Source organism: Pseudomonas sp. DW-iso3 (assembly GCF_058725305.1).
This window is the reverse complement of the sequence record NZ_JBZXDZ010000010.1, coordinates 245,271-259,547: the sequence shown is the minus strand read 5'-3', so window position 1 is coordinate 259,547 and position 14,277 is coordinate 245,271. Positions and strand designations below refer to the sequence as shown.

Genomic DNA, 14,277 nt, shown 5'->3' with positions numbered 1-14,277 from the left:
GAACGCTACTCGTCGGCGGTGGGGTCCATGTCCGGAAACATCACCTCGATAAAGCCGAACTTCGTGAAGTCGGTAATCCGCGACGGATACAACCGCCCGATCAGGTGATCGCACTCGTGCTGCACCACCCGCGCATGAAAACCCTCGGCGATGCGCACAATCGGCTCGCCCTTGGGATCGAACCCCTCATAGCGAATCTGCTGGTAACGATCCACCGCACCCCGCAAACCGGGCACGGACAGGCAACCTTCATACCCCTCTTCCAGCACTGGGCTCAGTGGCGTGATCAGCGGGTTGATCAGGATCGTCTGTGGCACCGGCGGTGCGTCCGGGTAGCGTTCGCTGGACTCGAAACCGAAGATCACCAATTGCAGGTCGACACCGATCTGCGGTGCGGCCAGGCCGACGCCCCCCACGTGCTCCATGGTCTGGAACATGTCATCGATCAATTGCCACAGCTCGGGGCTGTCGAACATTTCCGGCGGAACCGGGGGCGCAATACACAGCAGGCGTTCGTCGCCCATTTTCAGGATTTCACGGATCATCGATCAGACTTCATCGGCAGTGGGCTTGGAGTGGTCCCGGCCGAGGCCTGAGACGTGCTGTTTTTCACCGGTGTGGCCGGGCTCGTCAAACTCTTTTTCACCCGGATCCTTGCCCTCGGCGGACATGTGCTCGATCACCGCATTCATCTCCGCGCCCAGCAACAGCACGGCGGCGGAAATGTAGAAGTACAGGAGCAATACGATGATGGCGCCGATACTGCCATACATGGCGTTGTAGTCGGCAAAGGTTTTGACGTAGTAGCCAAACCCCAGTGACGCGACGATCCACACCACCACCGCCAGCACCGAGCCGGGCGTGATGAAGCGGAATTTCTGTTCGACGTCAGGCATCACGTAGTACATGAGGGCCACGGCGAACATCAGCAAAATAACGATCAACGGCCAGCGCAGGATGGTCCATAACGTGACCACGAACTCCTGCATGCCAATCTGTCCGGCCAGCCACTCCATCACCTGCGGGCCCAGCACCATCAACGCGGCGGCGGCCAACAGCATGCCGGCGATGCCGACGGTGTAGAAAATCGACAGCGGGAAGCGCTTCCAGATCGGGCGGCCTTCAACCACGTCATAGGCGGCGTTCATCGCGCTCATCATCAGGCGCACGCCGGCCGAGGCCGTCCACAGTGCGATCACGATACCCACCGAGAGCAGGCCACCCTTGGATTGCTGCAACTGGTCGATCACCGGGTTGACCTGCTCCAGCGCCTGGGGCGGCAACACCAGTTCCGACTGCAGGCGCAGCCAGGTAAAGAAGTCCGGCAAATGCAGGAAACCGATCAGGGCAATCAGGAACAGCAGGAAGGGAAACAGCGAGAACAGCATCTGGTAGGCCAGTGCCGAGGCGTAAGTGGGCATTTCGTCGTCGACGAATTCCTTGACGGTGCGCAACAGCACTTTGTGCAGCTTGAGACCATCGAGAACCGGGAAAATCATAGCGTCTCCTTTCGCCGCAAAAAAGTTGAGTTCGTGGGCGACTCAGGGGCCGTTTTCTACATCAAGGTAGACTATTTGGCGACCTTGAAACAATTTCGAAATCTTAACTGCATCAGGTGACACAAAAACGGCCATCCGTGGATGGCCGCGTGGCTGCGCATTCGCAGTCAGCCGGGTCAGGCTTTGTCGATGGTTTTCTTCACCGCATCTTTGGCCTTACCGACAGCTTGCTGAGCTTCGCCTTTCTTTTCCTGAACCTTGCCTTCGGTCTGCAGCTTGGTGTTATCCGTGGCTTTACCCACACCTTGCTTGATGTTGCCGACGGCTTCATTCGCCAAACCTTTTGCCTTATCCGCTGTGCTGCCCATGGTATTTCTCCTGAGAACAATCAAGGGTTTTGGTCATTACCTAAAGATTGACCCAAGGCCGTTTGGGAGAGTTTCAATTATTTTTGCCCACGCATTTCATCGCCGGCCGCAGGTTTGGCTTTATGTTTTGCCGCCAACCCATGAGAATGCCCGGCACATTCAGGCTGAAACGCTGAATAACAGATCCCGTAGGAAGGTTATGAAACTCAATAAAGCACAGGCCATCGCCCGCAGAAACACCGAATTGGGCGGTGCCGTACTCGGCGTCAACAACTGCCATTTCACCGACCTGGACCGCAAACGCAACATCTGGTGGTTTGACCTCCCGGTGGGCCGTATTGCCGTGGGCCAGTACGAGTGGATCCACCTGTTGATGCACAATGCCGAGACCGACCAGTTGCTGCACCTGAAGGTGCCGACGGCGTTTTTGCGTGAGCACATCGAAGGGTTGGTGGTGCGTAATGCGGGCAAGCGCAAGCCGGAGATCACCCTGGAGCTGAGCGCAGACAAGGATTCGTTCTTGAAAGATGTGCGCCCGGCTGGCGCTGGCGTGGGCTTCGCCCAGTTCGCCCTGTAGAAAACGTATAAAAATGTGGGAGGGGGCTTGCCCCCCGATGGCGGTGTGTCAGCTACAGATTGCTGACTGATAAACCGCTATCGGGGGCAAGCCCCCTCCCACATTGGTATAGCGTTACTTTTTAAGACCGAGCTTCTTCAACTCTTCGTCGCGCAACTCACGCCGCAGGATCTTGCCCACGTTGGTGGTCGGCAACGCATCGCGGAACTCCACGGCCTTGGGCACCTTGTAGGCGGTGACGTTGGCGCGCATGTGCTCCATCACCTGCTCTTTGGTCAGGGTTGCACCCGGCTTGACCACGATGAACAGCTTGATGTGCTCCCCGGACTTCTCGTCCGGCACACCGATAGCCGCGCACTGCAGCACACCCGGCAGGCCTGCCAGCACATCTTCCAACTCGTTGGGGTACACGTTGAAGCCCGAGACCAGGATCATGTCCTTCTTGCGGTCGACGATGCGCATGTAGCCGTCAGGCTGGATGATCGCGATGTCACCGGTCTTGAGCCAGCCTTCGCTGTCGAGCATCTCGTCGGTGGCGTCCTGGCGCTGCCAGTAGCCCTTCATCACTTGCGGGCCTTTGACGCACAGCTCGCCGGTTTCACCCAGGGCGAGTTCAGTACCGTCGTCGGCAATCACTTTGCACACAGTGGACGGCACCGGAATGCCGATGGTGCCGATCTGGATGTGCTGGATCGGGTTCACGGTGGCCACCGGGCTGGTTTCGGTCATGCCATAGCCTTCGCAGATGCCACACCCGGTCACGGCCTTCCAGCGCTCGGCCGCTGCCAGTTGCAGGGCCATGCCACCGGACAGGGTGACTTTCAGCGCGGAGAAGTCCAGCTTGCGGAACGCCTCGTTGTTGCACAGCGCCACGAACAGGGTGTTCAGGCCGACAAAGCCGCTGAACTTCCACTTCGACAGTTCCTTGACCATCGCCGGCAGGTCGCGCGGGTTGCTGATCAGGATGTTGTGGTTGCCGATCAGCATCATCGCCATGCAATGAAAGGTGAACGCATAGATGTGGTACAGCGGCAGCGGGGTGATCAGGATCTCGCAGCCTTCATTGAGGTTGGAACCCATCAGCGCCTTGCATTGCAGCATGTTGGCGACCAGGTTGCGGTGGGTGAGCATCGCACCCTTGGCCACGCCGGTGGTGCCGCCGGTGTATTGCAGCACGGCCACATCACTGCTGGTCGGGCTGGCGTCGCTGACCGGTTGGCCGTGCCCCTTGGCGAGCACGTCATTGAACTTGATCGCGTTGGGCAAGTGATAGGCCGGGACCATTTTCTTCACGTACTTGATGACGCTGTTGATCAGCAGACGCTTGAGCGGCGGCAACAGGTCGGCGACTTCGGTGACGATCACGTGCTTGACGGCGGTCTTGGGCACGACCTTTTCCGCCAGGTGCGCCATGTTGGCCAGGCATACCAGGGCCTTGGCGCCGGAGTCGTTGAATTGGTGCTCCATTTCCCGCGCGGTGTACAGCGGGTTGGTATTGACCACGATCAGGCCGGCGCGGATGGCGCCGAACACGGCGACCGGGTATTGGAGGACGTTGGGCAGTTGCACGGCGATTCGATCGCCGGGCTTCAAGTCGGTGTGCTGTTGCAGGTACGCGGCGAAGGCGCCGGACAATTCGTACAACTCACCGTAGGTGATTGTCTTGCCCAGGTTGCTGAAAGCCGGTTTGTTGGCGAAGCGCTGGCAGGACTGCTTCAGTACCGCCTGAATATTCGGATACTCGTCTGGATTGATTTCTGCAGCAATCCCGGCGGGGTACTTATCCTTCCAAAAGTCTTCGTTCATGGAAGCCCACTCCTCAGCGACGTCAGCGACGCGAATTCATCATCGCATTTGATGCGATTATTATTGGTGTATGTTTTTTGGTGAATCTGGCGCTTTCAAGCAGGCCGAGACGTCACAAAGCGCGCCGAGAGTAGCAGCTTTGCCTGGGGCCGCCTAGAGCCAAAAGGGAGCCCTACGGTCATAAACACGACTGTCCTACAATAATTGGTCACACTTTTAGCGTAGCTAAAATCTCCGAGTAAAAGGCTCTGGAATAGGGTTTTCAGCCCAATTAAAAACAAAGTGGGAGGGGGTTTGGCCCCGATGGCGGCATTTCAGTCACTGAATATATCGACTGATCTACCGCTATCGGGGGCAAGCCCCCTCCCACCGTTTGATTGCATTTCAATTCATGGTCAGGCGATGTCGCGCAGCTCCCTGCGCAAAATCTTGCCCACCGGTGTCATCGGCAACGAGTCACGCAACACAATATGCTTGGGCACCTTGTACCCCGTGAAGTTGGTCTTGCAGTAAGCCTTCAACTCCTCAAGGCTCACCCCTTCGGCACGCGCGACCACAAACAGCTTCACCGCCTCCCCTGTGCGCTCGTCCGGCACGCCGATTACCGCGCAGTTGGCCACGGCAGGATGCGCCATCACCACATCTTCGATCTCGTTGGGGTACACGTTGAAGCCCGACACGATGATCAGGTCTTTCTTGCGGTCAACGATGCTTACAAAACCCTCCTCATCGATGACGGCGATATCACCGGTCTTGAGCCAGCCTTCCGCGTCCAGCGCTTCGGCAGTGGCCTCGGGTTGCTGCCAGTAGCCTTTCATCACCTGCGGGCCCTTGATACACAACTCGCCGCGTTCGCCCAATGGCAACTCGACGCCATGATCATCGATCACCTTCATGGCCGTGGCCGGCACGGGGATGCCCACGGTGCCCAGGCGGGATTTGTTGCCGTAGGGGTTGGTGCTGGCCACCGGTGACGTTTCCGTCAGGCCATAACCCTCGCCGATGGCACAACCGGTGATCTGCTGCCAGCGCTCGGCGGTCGCCTTGATCAACGCGGTGCCGCCGGAGTTGGTGAGCTTGAGGTGGGAGAAATCCAGGGATTTGAAGTCCGGATGGTCCATCAACGCCACGAACAGCGTGTTAAGCCCCAGCAACCCGGTGAAGCGCCACTTTTTCAGCTCCTTGATAAAGCCGCCGATGTCCCTCGGGTTGGTGATCAGCACGTTGTGGTTGCCCGAGACCATCATGCACATGCAATTCGCCGTGAAGGCATAGATATGGTACAGCGGCAGCGGCGCGATCATCACCTCCTGCCCTTCCTTGATCAGCGGGTGACCGTCATCTCCGGTCTGGGACATGCAGGCGCGCACCTGTTGCATGTTCGCCACCAGGTTGCCGTGGGTGAGCATCGCGCCCTTGGCCAGGCCGGTGGTGCCGCCGGTGTATTGCAGCACGGCGATATCGTCCAGGGTCACCGGATGGCGCGTCACGCCCAGGCCCGCGCCCATGTGCAGGGCGCGCTTGAACGCCACTGCACGCGGCAGGCTGTAGGCCGGAACCATCTTCTTGACCTTGTCGACCAGGGTGTTGACCAGCCAGCCCTTGGCGGTGGGCATGAAGTCGCCCATCCTGGCTTCGATCAAGTAGTCGATCTCGGTATCGCTGCACACCTCCTGCACGCGCGAGCCGAACAGGTTGAGGTAGACCAGCGCACGCACGCCGGCGTCCTTGAACTGGTGACGCATCTCGCGCGGGGTGTACAGCGGGTTGGTGTTGACCACAATCAGCCCGGCGCGCAAAGCGCCGAATACGGCAATCGGGTAATGCAGTACGTTGGGCATCTGCACCGCAATGCGATCGCCCGGCTTGAGGTCGGTGTGCTGCTGCAGGTAACCGGCGAACGCTGCACTCTGGCGCTCAAGCTCGGCGTAAGTCAGGGTGATGCCCATGTTGCTGAATGCCGGACGGTCGGCAAAAGCCTTGCAGGAACGCTCGAAGACCTCGATCACCGACTTGTAGGCCGACAGGTCGATGTCATTGGGAACGCCCGCTGCGCGTTTGTCATTCCAGAAATCAGGTTGCATTATTCTTGTCCTCTTACCTGAGTGTGTCCGGCCGCTTTCCTACAGCTATAAAAAGCGGAGCTTTGGGGACGTTAGCAGTTATGGCTAAACAGGCAAATACGCCAAACCGTGTCATTGATTGTATGAATCTTGCCTCTGATGCGCAGGCAGATACGCCGCCCGTCAATAGATGAGCTATACACTGCAACGACCCTGAGCAAAGGAAGCGCCATGAACCACAGCACCTTCTGGCTGACCGCGAATGACCGCAGCCGCCTGTACGTCAATCATTGGATGCCCGAGGGCCCAGCCAAGGCCGTGGTGATGCTGTCCCACGGCATGGCCGAACACAGTGGGCGCTATGCACGCCTGGCCGAGGCCCTGTGCGGTGCCGGCTACGGCCTTTATGCGCTGGACCAGCGCGGCCATGGTCGTACCGCCGATGAAGGCACCTTGGGCCTGTACGCCGAGACGGACGGCTGGAACAAGGTGGTGGGCGACCTGGCCAGCCTCAACCAGCATATCGGCCAGCAACAGCCGGGGTTGCCGATCATTCTGCTGGGCCACAGCATGGGCAGCTATATCGCCCAGGCCTACCTGCTGCACCACAGTGCCAGTCTGAATGGGGCGATTCTCAGCGGTTCGAATTTCCAGCCGGTGGCGCTGTACCGCGCCGCTAGGGTAATTGCGCGGCTCGAGCGCTTGCGCCAGGGGCTGCGCGGGCGCAGTGCGCTGATCGAATTCCTGTCGTTTGGATCATTCAACAAAGCCTTCAAACCCAATCGCACCGCGTTCGACTGGCTCAGCCGTGATCCGAGTGAGGTGGACAAGTACATCAACGACCCACTGTGCGGGTTCCGCTGCACCAATCAACTATGGATCGACCTGCTCGGCGGCTTGCAGCAAATCAGCAAAGCGTCCAATCTCGCGCAGATCGATCCGGGCCTGCCGATCCTGGTGATGGGCGGCGAATGTGATCCGGTGAGTGAGGGCAAGCGTCTCAACAGTCTGGCCAACGCCTTGCGCGAAGCCGGTTGCCAGCACCTGCAACTGACTATCTACCCGCAAGCGCGTCATGAAGTGTTCAACGAAACCAATCGCGACACTGTCACGGCAGATGTACTGGCGTGGATCGACCAGGCGCTGACACTGCGCAGGCCGGCTCGCTGCGAATAATTTATCGTTTAGAATCAATATTTTAAATTACCGATTAGCCACAGGATGCACCTTTAGATGACCCAGGTAACCAACACCCCGTACGAAGCCCTCGAAGTCGGCCAGACCGCCAGCTACAGCAAATTGGTGGAAGAGCGCGATATCCAGCTGTTCGCCGCGATGTCCGGTGACCACAACCCGGTGCACCTGGATGCCGAGTACGCCAAGGCGACCATGTTCAAGGAGCGTATCGCCCATGGCATGTTCAGCGGCGCCCTGATCAGCGCGGCCGTTGCCTGCGAGTTGCCTGGACCGGGCACCATCTATATCGGCCAGCAGATGAGCTTCCAGAAGCCGGTGAAAATTGGCGACACCCTGACCGTGCGCCTGGAAATTCTCGAAAAGCTGCCGAAATTCCGTGTGCGTATCGCCACCCGCGTGTTCAACCAGCGTGATGAGTTGGTGGTGGACGGCGAGGCGGAGATCCTTGCACCGCGTAAGCAGCAGGTCGTGACCTTGACCGAGTTGCCACCGATCAGCATCGGCTGATCGTCGCGCATAAAAAAGCCCCGCATCTGCGGGGCTTTTTCTATTCAGCGACGCCTCAAGACTGAGCGCGAGCCTGGTTACGCAGGGCTTTCACCTGGTCGTGGTTGCGTTGTACGCCGTGGTACTGACGCTCAACCAGATCACGAATGCCCAGCAGGTTGTGCTTGTTGATCTTCTCGATCGCTTCTTTGTAAGCCTTCAGGGCGTGGTCTTCACCGCGCTCGGCTTCGTTCAGCACAGCCTCTTCATCCTTGCCGGTGAGCATCGACTTGACGTCGACCCAACCGCGGTGCAGTGCGCCGGCAACGCTGCCGGAATCTTCCGGATCGCCGCCCAGGGCACGTACGGCGGTTTTCAGTTCAGCGGCGGCAGTGGCGCAGTCGGCGGAACGCTTGGCAAACAAGGCTTTGAGTTCTGGGTGCTTGATGTCTTCAGCGCACTCCTTGAAACCCTTTTGGCCGTCGATGCTGGTCTCGATCAGGTCGTTCAGTACGGAGATCGATTCTTTATTGATGTCAGTCATTTTTCAATTCCTTGTACGGGTTAGAAGGTTGTCTTAATGGTTGCAGCGCCCGTGCCAGGTTTTCAAAAATATGATTATCCTTATATTTCAATTAGTTACGATAAATTGAACCATCTGTATCTACGCTATTTGCATGATCTGTCATTTGGCCTTCATGCAGAATGCCTGTATTTTCCAAGGTCTCGATACACACACCTGAGCCTCCATGAATCCCGAAAAACTCGAATTGCTGATCACCCGCGAAATGCCCTTCGGCAAATACAAGGGGCGGATCATCGCCGACCTGCCTGGCCCCTACCTGAACTGGTTTGCCCGCGAAGGTTTCCCCCACGGCGAGCTGGGCGGGTTGCTGGCGTTGATGCAGGAAATCGACAGCAACGGGTTGTCTGAATTACTTGAACCGCTACGCGCCAAACACGGCAAACCCGCCCCTCGTCATTAAAGAGCCCAGCCTATGCCACGGAATGCAGACAACGAGCGTCACTGGCACACCATCGCCCAGCGCTATGCGCTGGAACCCGGCCCGATCAACCTGGAGAACGGTTACTTCGGCCGCATGAGCCAAGCGGTTCAGACGCAATACCTGGAACACGTTGCGTTTATCAACCGCAGCAACTCGCTGCATGTACGCCAGCAATTCGAGCGAGTCGAAAACGACGCGATCCGCCGCCAACTGGCCGGGCTGATCGACGCCGACCCGGCAGCGGTGGCCTTCACCCGCAACGCCACCGAAGCCCTGCAATCCCTGATCCGCAACTACAACCGCCTGCAACCGGGCGATCAGGTGCTGATCAGCGACCTGGAATACGACACGGTGAAAGGTGCCATGCGCTGGCTGGCGGGCTATCGCGGCGTGGAAGTCATCGAACTGTCCCACACCCACCCGGCGAGTTTCGACAGCCTGGTGCAGACGTATCGCGATGCGTTCATGCAGTACCCGCGCTTGAAGCTGATGGCGCTGACCCACGTGACCCACCGCACCGGCCTGATCATGCCCGTGGCAGCGATTGCCCAGGCTGCGCGCAAGCAGGGTATCGATGTAATCCTCGACGGCGCCCATGCCCTGGGCCAGATCGAATTCAACCTCGCCGAGTTGGGTATCCAGTTTGCTGGCTTCAACCTGCACAAGTGGATCGGCGCCCCACTGACCCTGGGCTTTTTGTACATCGCCCCGGAACGTCTGGCAGACATTGATCCGGACATGGGCGAATGTCACTACCCCGCCACCGACGTTCGCGCACGTACGCCCTACAGCACGCCGAACTTTCCGGCCCTGATGACCTTGCCGCTGGTACTGGAAGAACACCAGCAATTGGGTGGCGCGGCGGCCAAGGGCGCACGGGTGAACTACTTGCGGGACGTGTGGGTAAGCCAAGTGCGGAGATTGCCGGGGATCGAGGTGCTGACGCCAGATGACCCACGGCTGTATGGCGGGATTACAGCATTCAAGTTCATTGGCCGGGATCAGCAGGTGATGACGGATCGTTTGCTCAAGGACTACAACCTGTTCACCACCACCCGTGAGGGAGCGTCATTTGGCACCTGTATTCGGGTGACACCGGGGTTGGTGACTTCGGCAACCGAGATGGCCGTGCTGGTCAAAGCCATCACCGAATTGAGCGCCGCATAGGCACTTTTCTACAGGCAAAAAAAAGCGGTACACCGACCAAGTGCACCGCAAAAATGCCGTTAAGCACAGCAACAACGATTCAGTAAAAGCAGATCAATCCAGCAGCGCCAGCGCCTCGGCGGTGACTTCCTGGATGCGGGCCCAGTCGCCGTTCTTGACCCATTCAGGGTCCAGCATCCAGCTACCGCCCACGCACATCACGTTTTTCAACGCCATGTAGTGTTTGATGTTGGCCGGACCGACGCCGCCGGTCGGGCAGAATTTCACTTCGCCGAACGGGCCGCCCAGAGCCTTGATTGCAGCAACGCCGCCGCTGACTTCGGCCGGGAACAGTTTGAAGCGGCGATAGCCCAGGCCATAACCTTCCATGATGCCCGAGGCATTGCTGATGCCCGGCAGCAGGGGGATCGGGCTGTGTACCGAGGCTTCCAGCAGGTCACGGGTGATGCCTGGAGTGACGATGAATTGCGAACCCGCCACTTCGGCGGCTTCGAGCATGTGACGATCGAGCACGGTGCCAGCACCGGTGCACAGTTCAGGGCGTTGTTCACGCAGTACCTGAATGGCCTTGAGGCCGAACTCGGAACGCAGGGTCACTTCCAATGCGGTCAAACCACCGGCTGCCAGGGCATCGGCCAGCGGCAGGATGTCCTGCTCGCGGGCGATGGTGATCACCGGCAGGATCCGCGCCTTGGCGCAGAGGCTGTCGATCAGGGCAACTTTATCCGCCATGGACACGGTCGGTTGAGGGCTTTTCATAGCGGCTGATCCTTGGCTCATGGGCACCAGTAAATCTCTAATGTAGGTTGCAGAAACGCGCGAATCGGCATGGCAGAGACGTCGTCACTGGCCAGCGCGGCGCTCAAGGTGGTCAATTTCGAACTGCCGGAGATCGACAGCACGGTGTAATTAGCCGTCGCCAGCAACGCGCGACTCATGGTCAGGCGCTGATGCGGCACGGTCGGCGCCAGCATCGGCCAGCAACGGCGGGTACCGTCGGCCTTCAGCGCTTCGGCGAGGTTCGGGCTGTTTGGGAACAGCGACGCGGTGTGACCGTCGTCACCCATGCCCAGCACCAGCACATCGATGGCTGGCAACTCGCCCAGCAGGCGATCGGCCTGCTCGGCAGCTTCTTCAAGATTGGCCGCGGCGCTATAGAGGCTCAAGAACTTGGCCTTGGCCGCCGGGCCTTGCAGCAAATGCTGCTTGAGCAAGCCAGCATTGCTGTCGGCGTGCTCCACCGGCACCCAGCGCTCGTCGGCCAGGGTGATGGTGACCTTGGACCAGTCCAACGCCTGCTTGGCCAGATGCTGGAAGAAGGCCACGGGGCTGCGGCCACCGGACACCACCAGGGTCGCCTCGCCGCGGGCACTGACGGCCGTGCGCAGTTGCTCGGCCACATCATTGGCCAAACCTTCCGCCAACAGTGCCGGTGTGCGGTACTCGTGGGGCGTTACGCCCTGCGGCAGTTTCAATTCAGATATCGCCATACCAAGACCTCCCATCCCGCGTGATCAGTGCAATCGAGCTCATCGGCCCCCAGGACCCCGCCGCGTACGGCTTGGGCGCATCACCGGACTTCTTCCACCCGGCGATCAACTGGTCACACCACTTCCACGCGGCTTCGATTTCATCTTTGCGAACAAACAGGTTCTGATTGCCGCGCATCACTTCCAGCAACAACCGCTCGTAGGCATCCGGAATACGGGCGCTGCGGTAGGTGTCGGAAAAATTCAGTTGCAGCGGGCCGCTGCGCAGTTGCATGCCCTTGTCCAGGCCCTGCTCCTTGGTCATCACGCGCAAGGAAATACCTTCGTCCGGTTGCAGGCGGATGATCAGCTTGTTACTGATCTGCAGGCGCTGCTCCGGGGCGAAGATGTAGTGGGACGGTTCCTTGAAGTGGATGACGATCTGCGACAGCTTTTGCGGCATGCGCTTGCCGGTACGCAGGTAAAACGGCACCCCGGCCCAACGCCAGTTGCGGATATCGGCACGCAAGGCGACGAACGTCTCGGTGTCGCTCTGGGTGTTGGAATTCTCTTCTTCCAGGTAACCCGGCACCGGCTTGCCGGCGCTGTAGCCAGCGATGTACTGGCCGCGGACGACTTGGGTGGTCAGGCCATCCGGGCTGATCGGCGCCAAGGCCTTGAGCACCTTGACCTTCTCGTCGCGGATGCTGTCGGCGGACAAGTCGGCCGGCGGGTCCATGGCAATCAGGCAAAGCAGTTGCAGCAGGTGGTTCTGGATCATGTCCCGCAGCTGACCGGCCTTGTCGAAATAGCCCCAACGGCCTTCGATACCGACCTGCTCGGCCACGGTGATTTCCACGTGGGAGATGTAGTTCTGGTTCCACTGGGTTTCGAACAGGCTGTTGGCGAAACGCAGGGCGATCAGGTTTTGTACCGTCTCTTTGCCCAAGTAGTGGTCGATGCGGTAGGTGCGGTTTTCCGGGAAAAACTGCGCCACGGCGTCGTTGACCTTGCGCGAGGACTCCAGGTCCGAACCGATGGGCTTTTCCAACACCACGCGGGTGTTTTCCGCCAGGCCGACCTTGGACAGGTTCTCGCAGATCGCGCCATACACCGCCGCCGGGGTGGCGAAGTAAGCGATCAAGCGTTGTTCGGTGCCAGCGATGTCCGCCAGGGCCACGTAGTCATCGGCTTTCATGAAGTCGACGTGAACATAGGTCAGGCGCGCCAGGAACCGCTGGGCGACGGTTTCATCCAGCTCCTTGCCGACGTATTTACGCAGTTCTTGTTCAATGTGCGCCAGGTGCTGTTGCTCGGAACCGGCTTCACGGGCCAAGGCCAGGATGCGCGTGTCGTCGTGCAGGAGCGTGGCGCCATCGAGTTGATAGAGGGCAGGAAATAACTTGCGCAGCGCCAGATCACCCAAGGCGCCAAACAGGGCAAAGGTGCAGGGTTCTACGGTTATCGAAGGCATGATGTTTGTTCTTTTATCAAGTTAAGCTACAAATACCTTTTTTCAAGGCATCACTCAAGGAAAAATGTAGTAATAACCACAACATTTTCCCGAAATACGCATTCCGAGTGGTGGTGTTCAGCTACCCTCAGTAGGATAGGCCACCGCAAAAGGCCACTCGTCGATTGGTTGCCACCCTTTATTTGCATCGTCGCCCGAAGGAAACACTGAATGGACCGCGTGCGAAATCTTCTGGAACAGATCCGGAACCGCCTCGAAGAATTGAACAAGGCTGAGAAAAAAGTTGCCGAGGTCATCCTGCTCAACCCGCAGCAGGCGACCCGCTTCTCCATCGCAGCCCTCGCCCAAGCCGCTTCGGTCAGTGAACCGACGGTCAACCGTTTCTGCCGTTCGTTCGGCGTCAGCGGTTACCCTGAACTTAAATTGCAGTTGGCGCAAAGCCTGGCCAGTGGCGCCGCGTACGTCAGCCGCGCCGTGGAGGCAGATGATAACCCCGAGGCCTACACCCAGAAGATCTTTGGCAGCGCCATCGCCTCGCTGGACGCCGCCTGCCAGGCCCTGGACCCTGCCTTGATCAGCAAGGCCGTGGATCTGTTGATCCAGGCGCGACAGATCCACTTCTTCGGCCTGGGTGCTTCGGCACCGGTGGCCATGGATGCGCTGCACAAGTTTTTCCGCTTCAACCTGGCAGTGACCGCCCACGCCGACGTGCTGATGCAACGCATGATCGCCTCGGTGGCCCACACGGGCGAGCTGTTCGTGATCATTTCCTACACCGGGCGCACCCGCGAACTGGTGGAAGTGGCGCGTATCGCCCGGGAAAACGGTGCATCGGTGCTGGGCGTAACCGCCGAGAACTCGCCGCTGGCCAAGGCCAGTACCGTCAGCCTGAATATCCCGCTGCCCGAAGACACCGACATCTATATGCCGATGACCTCACGGATCATTCAGTTGACGGTGCTGGATGTGCTGGCGACTGGCATGACCTTGCGCCGTGGCGTGGATTTCCAGCCGCATCTGCGCAAGATCAAAGAGAGTTTGAATGACAGCCGGTATCCGGTGGGGGATGAGTTCAACTGAGTCAGCATTTATGTTGGCTTTATTGGCCTCATCGGGGGCAAGCCCCCTCCCACACTTGATCTTCAGTGCTAATAGCTTGTAGGC

15 protein-coding genes are annotated in these 14,277 nt (G+C 59.1%); 6 read left to right on the top strand and 9 right to left on the bottom strand.

Annotation, left to right across the window (positions count from 1 at the left end):
* Positions 1-5 precede the first annotated feature (5 nt).
* The 3 genes from def to AC4PS7_RS26915 form a co-directional block, all read right to left on the bottom strand.
* Positions 6-545, bottom strand: coding sequence for a peptide deformylase (gene def / locus AC4PS7_RS26925; protein WP_492179832.1), 540 nt, complete (start codon positions 543-545; stop codon positions 6-8).
* Between the two features lie 3 nt (positions 546-548).
* Complete coding sequence (locus tag AC4PS7_RS26920; protein WP_010208216.1) at positions 549-1,499, bottom strand: YihY/virulence factor BrkB family protein; 951 nt, start codon at positions 1,497-1,499, stop codon at positions 549-551.
* Between the two features lie 176 nt (positions 1,500-1,675).
* On the bottom strand, positions 1,676-1,867 hold the full coding sequence (locus AC4PS7_RS26915) for a CsbD family protein (protein WP_010208215.1): 192 nt from the start codon (positions 1,865-1,867) through the stop codon (positions 1,676-1,678).
* A 199-nt stretch (positions 1,868-2,066) separates the two neighbouring features.
* Here AC4PS7_RS26915 and AC4PS7_RS26910 point away from each other — a divergent pair, with 199 nt between their 5' ends.
* The gene (locus tag AC4PS7_RS26910; protein ID WP_010208214.1) at positions 2,067-2,444 is read left to right on the top strand and encodes a hypothetical protein; all 378 of its coding nucleotides are present in this window, start codon (positions 2,067-2,069) and stop codon (positions 2,442-2,444) included.
* A 114-nt stretch (positions 2,445-2,558) separates the two neighbouring features.
* Here the strand turns inward: AC4PS7_RS26910 and fadD1 are convergent, their stop codons facing one another.
* Together fadD1 and fadD2 are read right to left on the bottom strand one after the other, a co-directional pair.
* Positions 2,559-4,250 carry a long-chain-fatty-acid--CoA ligase FadD1 gene (gene fadD1 / locus AC4PS7_RS26905; RefSeq protein WP_010208213.1) on the bottom strand — a complete coding sequence of 564 codons (1,692 nt, stop codon included), beginning with the start codon at positions 4,248-4,250 and terminating at the stop codon, positions 2,559-2,561.
* Positions 4,251-4,645: 395 nt separating this feature from the next.
* Positions 4,646-6,334, bottom strand: coding sequence for a long-chain-fatty-acid--CoA ligase FadD2 (fadD2, locus tag AC4PS7_RS26900; protein ID WP_010208210.1), 1,689 nt, complete (start codon positions 6,332-6,334; stop codon positions 4,646-4,648).
* Between the two features lie 210 nt (positions 6,335-6,544).
* Here fadD2 and AC4PS7_RS26895 point away from each other — a divergent pair, with 210 nt between their 5' ends.
* Both AC4PS7_RS26895 and AC4PS7_RS26890 read left to right on the top strand, forming a co-directional pair.
* Positions 6,545-7,489: an alpha/beta hydrolase gene (locus AC4PS7_RS26895; RefSeq protein ID WP_044287762.1), complete on the top strand. Its 945-nt coding sequence runs from the start codon at positions 6,545-6,547 to the stop codon at positions 7,487-7,489.
* A 57-nt stretch (positions 7,490-7,546) separates the two neighbouring features.
* A complete protein-coding gene (locus AC4PS7_RS26890) occupies positions 7,547-8,017 on the top strand; it encodes a MaoC family dehydratase (RefSeq protein ID WP_010208208.1) in 471 nt (156 codons plus the stop codon).
* A 55-nt stretch (positions 8,018-8,072) separates the two neighbouring features.
* On the opposite strand, the gene AC4PS7_RS26885 is transcribed toward AC4PS7_RS26890, so the two are convergent.
* The gene (locus AC4PS7_RS26885) at positions 8,073-8,540 is read right to left on the bottom strand and encodes a ferritin-like domain-containing protein (protein ID WP_010208206.1); all 468 of its coding nucleotides are present in this window, start codon (positions 8,538-8,540) and stop codon (positions 8,073-8,075) included.
* A 205-nt stretch (positions 8,541-8,745) separates the two neighbouring features.
* Here AC4PS7_RS26885 and AC4PS7_RS26880 point away from each other — a divergent pair, with 205 nt between their 5' ends.
* Together AC4PS7_RS26880 and AC4PS7_RS26875 are read left to right on the top strand one after the other, a co-directional pair.
* On the top strand, positions 8,746-8,982 hold the full coding sequence (locus AC4PS7_RS26880; protein WP_010208204.1) for a DUF3820 family protein: 237 nt from the start codon (positions 8,746-8,748) through the stop codon (positions 8,980-8,982).
* A gap of 12 nt (positions 8,983-8,994) precedes the next feature.
* The gene (locus AC4PS7_RS26875) at positions 8,995-10,170 is read left to right on the top strand and encodes an aminotransferase class V-fold PLP-dependent enzyme (RefSeq protein ID WP_010208202.1); all 1,176 of its coding nucleotides are present in this window, start codon (positions 8,995-8,997) and stop codon (positions 10,168-10,170) included.
* Positions 10,171-10,263: 93 nt separating this feature from the next.
* Here the strand turns inward: AC4PS7_RS26875 and AC4PS7_RS26870 are convergent, their stop codons facing one another.
* From AC4PS7_RS26870 to zwf, 3 genes are read right to left on the bottom strand one after another with little or no spacing between them, the layout of a single operon-like run.
* On the bottom strand, positions 10,264-10,929 hold the full coding sequence (locus AC4PS7_RS26870; protein WP_010208200.1) for a bifunctional 4-hydroxy-2-oxoglutarate aldolase/2-dehydro-3-deoxy-phosphogluconate aldolase: 666 nt from the start codon (positions 10,927-10,929) through the stop codon (positions 10,264-10,266).
* Positions 10,930-10,946: 17 nt separating this feature from the next.
* Positions 10,947-11,660 carry a 6-phosphogluconolactonase gene (pgl, locus tag AC4PS7_RS26865; RefSeq protein ID WP_010208199.1) on the bottom strand — a complete coding sequence of 238 codons (714 nt, stop codon included), beginning with the start codon at positions 11,658-11,660 and terminating at the stop codon, positions 10,947-10,949.
* Positions 11,647-13,113, bottom strand: a complete 1,467-nt coding sequence (gene zwf / locus AC4PS7_RS26860; protein ID WP_010208198.1) for a glucose-6-phosphate dehydrogenase — start codon at positions 13,111-13,113, stop codon at positions 11,647-11,649. The genes pgl and zwf overlap by 14 nt, the downstream gene beginning before the upstream one ends.
* 219 nt (positions 13,114-13,332) lie before the next feature.
* Here zwf and AC4PS7_RS26855 point away from each other — a divergent pair, with 219 nt between their 5' ends.
* Positions 13,333-14,193, top strand: a complete 861-nt coding sequence (locus AC4PS7_RS26855) for a MurR/RpiR family transcriptional regulator (RefSeq protein WP_169898656.1) — start codon at positions 13,333-13,335, stop codon at positions 14,191-14,193.
* The last annotated feature ends 84 nt before the right edge of the window (positions 14,194-14,277 follow it).

Coding starts and splice junctions, on each gene's coding strand:
- def (WP_492179832.1), bottom strand. CDS start 545: ATGATCCGTGAAATCCTGAAAATGGGCGACGAACGCCTGCTGTGTATT.
- AC4PS7_RS26920 (WP_010208216.1), bottom strand. CDS start 1,499: ATGATTTTCCCGGTTCTCGATGGTCTCAAGCTGCACAAAGTGCTGTTG.
- AC4PS7_RS26915 (WP_010208215.1), bottom strand. CDS start 1,867: ATGGGCAGCACAGCGGATAAGGCAAAAGGTTTGGCGAATGAAGCCGTC.
- AC4PS7_RS26910 (WP_010208214.1), top strand. CDS start 2,067: ATGAAACTCAATAAAGCACAGGCCATCGCCCGCAGAAACACCGAATTG.
- fadD1 (WP_010208213.1), bottom strand. CDS start 4,250: ATGAACGAAGACTTTTGGAAGGATAAGTACCCCGCCGGGATTGCTGCA.
- fadD2 (WP_010208210.1), bottom strand. CDS start 6,334: ATGCAACCTGATTTCTGGAATGACAAACGCGCAGCGGGCGTTCCCAAT.
- AC4PS7_RS26895 (WP_044287762.1), top strand. CDS start 6,545: ATGAACCACAGCACCTTCTGGCTGACCGCGAATGACCGCAGCCGCCTG.
- AC4PS7_RS26890 (WP_010208208.1), top strand. CDS start 7,547: ATGACCCAGGTAACCAACACCCCGTACGAAGCCCTCGAAGTCGGCCAG.
- AC4PS7_RS26885 (WP_010208206.1), bottom strand. CDS start 8,540: ATGACTGACATCAATAAAGAATCGATCTCCGTACTGAACGACCTGATC.
- AC4PS7_RS26880 (WP_010208204.1), top strand. CDS start 8,746: ATGAATCCCGAAAAACTCGAATTGCTGATCACCCGCGAAATGCCCTTC.
- AC4PS7_RS26875 (WP_010208202.1), top strand. CDS start 8,995: ATGCCACGGAATGCAGACAACGAGCGTCACTGGCACACCATCGCCCAG.
- AC4PS7_RS26870 (WP_010208200.1), bottom strand. CDS start 10,929: ATGAAAAGCCCTCAACCGACCGTGTCCATGGCGGATAAAGTTGCCCTG.
- pgl (WP_010208199.1), bottom strand. CDS start 11,660: ATGGCGATATCTGAATTGAAACTGCCGCAGGGCGTAACGCCCCACGAG.
- zwf (WP_010208198.1), bottom strand. CDS start 13,113: ATGCCTTCGATAACCGTAGAACCCTGCACCTTTGCCCTGTTTGGCGCC.